The 634-nt window shown below is 67.8% G+C and carries 1 pseudogene; it reads right to left on the reverse strand.

Features of this window, described 5'->3' with window-relative positions:
• Window positions 1-634: pseudogene (locus JMF90_RS39505) on the reverse strand (TGS domain-containing protein); the annotation flags it as partial.

The following is a 634-nucleotide window of genomic DNA, read 5'->3' on the forward strand; positions in this document are numbered from 1 at the left end:
CGGGCGCCGGTTCCGGCGGCGGCGCATCGGACAGCGCGTGGCTCGACGTTGCGCAGGCTGAACTCGTCCTTGCCGACGACCGAGAACAACTCCTCGGGCGACTTGAAGCCGAGCTTCGCGGCGAGGTTGTCCAGGTTGACCGACGTCTTGCCCTCGCGCTGCAGCGTCTTTTCGACGAGCGCGCGCCCGTGCGCGACGTTTTCTTCCTGCTCGATCGAGTTGAACCACGCACGCACCTTCTGCCGCGCACGCGAACTCTTCAGGTAACCGAGCTGCAGGTTCAGCCAGTCGCGCGACGGCCCGCCTTCCTTCACCGCGACGATCTCGACCGTCTGGCCGTTCGCCAGCGACGTGTTCAGCGGCACCATCACGCCGTCGACGCGCGCGCCACGGCAGCGATGGCCGAGCTCGCTGTGCAGGTGATACGCGAAATCGACCGGCGTCGCGCCCTGCGGCAGCGCGATCACGCGCGCCTGCGGCGTCAGCACGTAGATGTGGTCGTCGTCGAGCGACGTCTCGCGCAATTGCGCCCACGCCTGGTCGCCCGACACTTCGGTGCCGTCCTCGACGTCGTCCTTCCACGCGAGCAACTGGCGCAGCCACGCGATCTTCTCGTCGTACTTGTCGCTCGCGG

Source organism: Burkholderia sp. E168m23 (assembly GCF_016586125.1).
In the GTDB taxonomy this organism is placed as follows: Bacteria; Pseudomonadota; Gammaproteobacteria; order Burkholderiales; family Burkholderiaceae; genus Burkholderia; species Burkholderia orbicola.